Origin of the sequence: Xanthomonas sp. SHU 308 (assembly GCF_000364645.1) — a bacterium.
GTDB lineage: Bacteria > Pseudomonadota > Gammaproteobacteria > Xanthomonadales > Xanthomonadaceae > Xanthomonas_A > Xanthomonas_A sontii.
Window position 1 is genome coordinate 1 of the sequence record NZ_AQOK01000369.1, and the last position, 5,826, is coordinate 5,826.

5 protein-coding genes and 2 pseudogenes are annotated in these 5,826 nt (G+C 71.2%); 4 read left to right on the forward strand and 3 right to left on the reverse strand.

The window, feature by feature from the left end:
* A pseudogene (locus D588_RS28540) lies at nucleotides 1-295 on the reverse strand (hypothetical protein); the annotation flags it as partial.
* Nucleotides 296-459: 164 nt separating this feature from the next.
* On the opposite strand from D588_RS28540, the gene D588_RS0112645 reads away from it, so the two are divergent.
* Entirely contained in the window at nucleotides 460-1,419 is a 960-nt protein-coding gene (locus D588_RS0112645) for a pyridoxal-phosphate dependent enzyme (protein ID WP_017916238.1), read from the forward strand.
* Nucleotides 1,404-2,018: a YdcF family protein gene (locus D588_RS0112650; RefSeq protein WP_017916239.1), complete on the forward strand. Its 615-nt coding sequence runs from the start codon at nucleotides 1,404-1,406 to the stop codon at nucleotides 2,016-2,018. The genes D588_RS0112645 and D588_RS0112650 overlap by 16 nt, the downstream gene beginning before the upstream one ends.
* A 452-nt stretch (nucleotides 2,019-2,470) precedes the next feature.
* Here D588_RS0112650 and D588_RS0112655 read toward each other — a convergent pair whose 3' ends face one another.
* The gene (locus D588_RS0112655; RefSeq protein WP_017916240.1) at nucleotides 2,471-3,220 is read right to left on the reverse strand and encodes an N-acetylmuramoyl-L-alanine amidase; all 750 of its coding nucleotides are present in this window, start codon (nucleotides 3,218-3,220) and stop codon (nucleotides 2,471-2,473) included.
* Between the two features lie 479 nt (nucleotides 3,221-3,699).
* Between D588_RS0112655 and D588_RS0112660 the strand changes: the two genes are divergently transcribed.
* The gene (locus D588_RS0112660) at nucleotides 3,700-4,128 is read left to right on the forward strand and encodes a ketosteroid isomerase-related protein (protein ID WP_017914487.1); all 429 of its coding nucleotides are present in this window, start codon (nucleotides 3,700-3,702) and stop codon (nucleotides 4,126-4,128) included.
* A 116-nt stretch (nucleotides 4,129-4,244) separates the two neighbouring features.
* Entirely contained in the window at nucleotides 4,245-5,759 is a 1,515-nt protein-coding gene (locus tag D588_RS0112665) for a glycosyltransferase family 39 protein (protein ID WP_017916241.1), read from the forward strand.
* Here the strand turns inward: D588_RS0112665 and D588_RS27270 are convergent.
* Nucleotides 5,727-5,826, reverse strand: a pseudogene (locus D588_RS27270) (malonyl-[acyl-carrier protein] O-methyltransferase BioC); the annotation flags it as partial. The gene D588_RS0112665 and the pseudogene D588_RS27270 overlap by 33 nt on opposite strands.

The following is a 5,826-nucleotide window of genomic DNA, read 5'->3' on the forward strand; positions in this document are numbered from 1 at the left end:
AGCCGCCGTCGTCCGGCCGCGGCCGCGGCGGCGGGCGGTGGCGCGGGCCATCGTAGCCACGGTAGTAGTAATACGGCACGCCGTACCCGTAGTAGCCGTAATAGGACGGGCCGTAACCGTAGTAGGGCACCGCGCCGTAGGGCGAGTAGTACTCGGAGTAGCCGGCCGGATAGCGGTATTCGACCGACGGGGCGCCACGGTAGTAGCCACCCTCGCCGCCTCCGGCGTAATCGTAGGTGGCACAGCCGCCCAGTGCGGCCAGCAGTCCAGCGGCGCAGATCAGGCGCAGTTTCATGGCGTTTGCCCTCCAGCAGGCTGGCTGACAGGTTCGGTCCGTGGCATTGAATCCCCCCTTAACTTCATCGGCTGCACTTGAACGCTTAAGTTGCGCGCAACGACGGCGAACCGGCGCGGGTCGCGGGCGCTGCACGTTGGCGACGATACGCTACCCTTTCGCGCATGGTCTCACGTTTTCTGCCCGAGTTCGGCGACGTCCTGGCGGCCGCCGCACGCATTGCCGCGCACGCGCGGCCGACCCCAGTGCTGCGTTCGCGGGCGCTGGATGCCGCCACCGGCGCGCAGCTGTACTTCAAGGCCGAACACTTGCAGCGCGGTGGCGCGTTCAAGTTCCGCGGTGCCTGCAACGCGGTGTGGGCGCTGGACCCGGCGCAGGCGGCCTGTGGGGTGGTCACCCATTCCTCCGGCAACCATGGCGCGGCGCTGGCCCTGGCCGCGCGCACCCGCGGCATCGGCTGCCATGTGGTGGTGCCGGAGGGGGCGGTCGCCGTCAAGCTCGCCAACATCGCCCGCCACGGCGCCACGCTGTGGCGTTGCGCGCCCAGCATCGCCGCGCGCGAGGCGCTGTGCGCGCAGGTGCAGCGCGATACCGGCGCGACCCTGGTGCATCCCTATGCCGATCCGGCGGTGATCGCCGGGCAGGGCACCGCGGCGCTGGAACTGTTGGACGCCAGTGGCGGGTTGGACCTGCTGGTGGTGCCGGTCGGCGGCGGCGGCCTGGCCGCGGGCAGCCGCCTGGCGCTGTCGGCGCGGGCGCCGCAAGCGAAGTTGCTGCTGGCCGAGCCGGCCGGCGCCGCCGACACCGCGCGCTCCCTGGCGGCCGGCGAGCGCCGCCTGGACATGGTCCCTGACACGCTCTGCGACGGCCTGCGCGGCACCCTCGGCGAAACCAACTTCGCCCTGCTGCACGGCCAGGCCGAGGTGCTGGTGGTGGAGGACACGGCGACCGTGGCGGCGATGCGGCTGCTGTGGCAGGTGCTCAAGCAGGTGGTGGAGCCGTCCTCGGCGATCGCCCTGGCGGCGGTGCTGGCGCAGCCGGCGCGCTTTGCCGGGCGCCGGGTGGGGGTGATCCTGTCCGGCGGCAACGTCGACCTGGACGCCTTGCCATGGGGCGCGGCATGAGCGCGCGGGGCGGCTTCCGCTGGCTGCGCTGGCTGGTGCGCCTGGCGGCGCTGCTGGGGCTGTGGCTGCTGGGCGTGGCGATCTACATCGTCTGGGTCGGCGACCGCGACCAGGCGGCGCCGGCCGACGCGATCATCGTGCTCGGCGCCGCGGCCTACGACGCCAAGCCGTCGCCGGTGTTCGAGGAGCGCATCCGCCACGGCCTGGACCTGTACCAGCGCGGCTACGCGCCGACCCTGATCTTCACCGGCGGCTTCGGCAACGGCGCGCGCTTCGCCGAGTCGCAGGTGGCCCGGCGCTACGCGCTGCGCCACGACGTGCCGGCCGACGCGATCCTGATCGAGACGGTGTCGCGCACCACCCGGCAGAACCTGATCGAGGCGCGGCGGCTGATGCGCGAACACGGCCTGCACCGGGTGATCGTGGTCAGCGATCCGCTGCACATGGCACGGGCGCTGCGGCTGTGCCAGGAACTGCAGATCGACGCCCTGGCGTCGTCGACCCCGAGCAGCCGTTTCCGCAGCTTCCAGACCCGCTGGCGCTTCCTGCTGCAGGAGTTGTACTTCTTCCATCGCGACTTGGTGGTCCCCGGCGCCTGAACCTGCGGGGTACGGTACGCAACGGCGCATTCCCTGGCGCCGGCCGCTGCCGAGCGCACCCGGATCAATCGCCACCGCAACGGTCGCGTACACGAGGTGATGGCGAGGCCGGCGCGCGGCCCATGCGGGCCGCGCACGTCATGCAGCCGCGCCATGGCCTGCATCTGGCCGGGCGCGATCACGGCCGTGCAAGGGCGCACATCGCGGAGCAGGGCCGCTGTGCGTCTCGGCGGACGAGCAGGGATCCCGGCGGAGATCGAGGGTGAATCCGTCGAACCAGCGGCGATGCCGGGTCGAGGCCGCTGCAGGCGACGACGCTACAGCAGCGCTCCCGTCACGACCTGACGGTCATCGGCGTGCAGGCGCTTCGTTGGATCGCGGTCGTGGCACGCGCGCGGTTCCTGCATGTCTCGGCGTTGCGCGCGCCGACCTGCGGATGCGAGCCCGCGCGCTCACCATGCCGGGTCGACGTACTGGACGACCAGGGCGTTGGCGATGCTCTCGGTTTCAGCGTCGATGATGCCGCTGGTCTTGCGTGGCCTGAAGTGCATCTGGAACGCGGCGACGATGCGTTGCAGTTTTCCGCTCCAACGCCCGTCGACACTCACCTCGTTGTACCCATAACGCTTGAGCGCCCGCTGCAGCGCGAGTACATCGCCGGGCGCATTGGGATCGCGCCCGGCCAGGTAGCGGCGCACGTTCGCCTGGTCCGGCCATGCGCCGATGCCGTGCCGGGCGAGCATTTCCCAGGGGAACAGCGGACCTGGATCGTACTTGCGCAGGGGCGCCACGTCGCTGTGACCGAGCACGTTCTGCGGTGCGATGCCATAGCGGGTGATGAGGTCGTTGAGCAGCGGCACCAGCGCGGCGACTTGCTCCGGCGCGAAGGCGTACCACTGCCGATTGCCGGCCTTGCCCTGTGCAAAGCCGAGATTGACGATCTCCACACCGATGGACGTATCGTTCAGATTGCTGCGGCCATTCCAGGCGCTCACGCCAGCGTGCCACGCCCGTTTCTGTTCGGCCACCAGTTGCAGGACGACCGGCTTTCCATCCACCAGCGCCGGGCGCGCCGGCACCAGGTAATGGGCGCTGACATCCGGGCCTGACAGCACCTTCAGTGAACGGGCGTCATTGAGCGCGGTGTAATGCAGGATGAGGAAACGGACGCGTTCGTTTTGCGCCAGGGAGGGCGTTTGCACCGATACGTCGTAACTGCCGCGGTCCAGGAGTGTCGGGGGCGATGGTGCCGCAGTGGCTGGAGTCTGGGGCGGTGAGCGGACAGACGAGCAGCCAGCGAGCAGCAGCGACAGCGACAGGACCACAGTGCGAGACATGCACACTCCTCCGATTGGTTGCGCAGCGCCGGGTGTGTCGACTGCGAGGGATGTGCAAGCGAGTTTGCCGTCGCATCGGAGGCGCTCCCATGGGGCGGCGCCCAAAACAGGCGCGCACTGCGCGGCCGATGGAGCGCGCCCACGCAGCGCGCGCGCAGCCTTGGTGCCCCCGTGGCAGTGCCGTCCCGAGTCGCGAAAGATCGCGGGCCTGGCGCGCTGTGTCCGACCCCGTTGGCGCTTGCGGCTGCAGAAGGTCCAGTGCCTCCATCGCCGCCGGTGGCTGCCCGCCGCAGGTCTGTGCCGCGCCGTATGATGGGTCTTTCCACGGCCCGAGGGAGGCAGCCATGAGCAACCACGGAGTTCCTGCGCAGGACCAGGCCATCGCCCTGGTGCAGGCCTATTACGCGGCGTTCAACCGCGGCGACTGGGACGGCATGCTGGGCATGCTCACCGACGATGTCGCCCACGATCTCAACCAGGGCGCGCGCGAGACCGGCAAGGAGGTCTTCGCCGCCTTCCTGCAGCGCATGAACGCCAGCTACCGCGAGCAGTTGCACGACATCGTGGTGCTGGCCGCGCAGGACGGCCGCCGCGCCGCCGCCGAGTACGTGGTGCATGGCGAATACCACCACACCGACACCGGCCTGCCGGAGGCGCGCGGCCAGCGCTACGTGCTGCCGGGCGGGGCGTTCTTCGACATCCGCGACGGCAGGATCGCCCGGGTGAGCAACTACTACAACCTGGAAGACTGGATCGCGCAGGTCTCCGCCTGAGCCACGCGCCGGCCTGAGGCCGGCGCGTTCGCGCTGTCGCAAAACTGTCCGCCGGCCGTCATCTGCGGCCGCAGGCGCGGTGACTAAGGTCGCCGCGTCGACCGAGAGGACTGCCGATGCGCGCGCTGCTTCGTTCCCCGGCCGTCGCGGTGGCGCTGCTGGCCTGCACCCTCGCGCTGGCCCTGCTGGGCGCCCGCGGCATCTGGGATGCCGACGAGGGCCGCTACTCCAATGTCGCGCTGAACATGCTGCACAGCGGCGACTGGCTCACGCCCCGCCGCAGCGAGGACGTGGCGCACTGGACCAAGCCGCCGTTGACCTACTGGGCGATCGCCGCCAGCGTCGCCGTGTTCGGGCCGTCGCCCTGGGCGGCGCGGTTGCCGTCGGCGCTGTCCTACCTGCTGTGCGTGCTGCTGGTGTGGCGCCTGGCCGCGCGGCTGTTTCCCGAACGCCCTGAGCTGCCGGCGCAGGCGGCGCTGCTGTACGCGACCATGCTGGCGCCGTTCGGCGCGGCGCAATGGATTTCCACCGACTTCCTGCTCGCCGCCTGCGAGACCCTGGCGGTGTGGGCCTTCGTCGAAGCGCGGGCGCATCCGCCTGGACAGGGCAAGCGCTTGATCGCGGCGATGTGGGCCGGCTTCGCCCTGGCGTTCATGACCAAGGGTCCGCCTGGCCTGCTGCCGCTGCCGGCGCTGCTGCTGTTCAACGCGGTGACGCCGGGGCCGCCGCGGCGCGCGCTGCAGCTCTCCGGCATCGTCCTGTTCGTGGTGCTGGCGCTGCCCTGGTACCTGGCGGTGATCCACGGCCATCCGGGATTGCTGCAGTACTTCGTCGGCGACGAGGTGGTCAAGCGCGTGGCCAGCGACGCGTTCGGGCGCAACGCGCAGTGGTACGGCTGGGCGGTGGCGTATGCGCCGATCCTGGTCCTGGGCACGCTGCCGTGGACGCCGGCGCTGGCGCGCTGGGCCTGGCAATTGCCGCGGCAGCTGCGGCAGTGGTGGCGCGATCCGGCGTTGCGCCTGCAGCAGGCCGCGCCGCTGCTGCTGACCCTGTGGCTGCTGCTGCCGCTGCTGGTGTTGTGCCTATCGCGCTCACGGCTGCCGCTGTACGTGCTGCCGCTGTTCGTGCCGCTGGCATTGCTGGCGGCGTGGCAGCGCGCGCAGGAGGGCCGGGCGCCGTGGCGCTGGCCGTGGCTGCTGGGCTGGTGCGGATTGCTGCTGGCGCTCGAACTGGCCGTGGCGCTGCTGCCCACGCATAAGGATGCCGGCGCCTGGGCGCAGGCGATCGCGCAGCGTGCCGATGCGCCGGTGCGCGAGGTGGTGTTCGTCGAGGACATGGCGCGTTACGGCCTGCGCCTGGAGCTGGGCGCGCAGGTACGCAAGATCCGCCTGGACCCAGTGCGCGACGCGCCGCGTTTCGGTCCCGAATACGACGCCGATCTGCTCACGGTGTTGCGGCAACCGCGCGCCGGGCGGGTGTGGGTGTGCAAGCAGGAGGCCTGGCCGCAGGTCGCCGCGCGCATCGCCGCGCAGGGCGCACAGGCGCAAGCGTTGGGGATGCCCTACCAGGGTCGGGTGCTGTTCCGGGTGCTGCCTGGCTCAGGCGCCGCGGCGGCGGATCGGGATCGCTGACAGCGGCACCGCGGCGATCTCGCCGCCGCCCTCGCGGATCGGCGCGCCCGGCGGCGGCGCCCAGGCG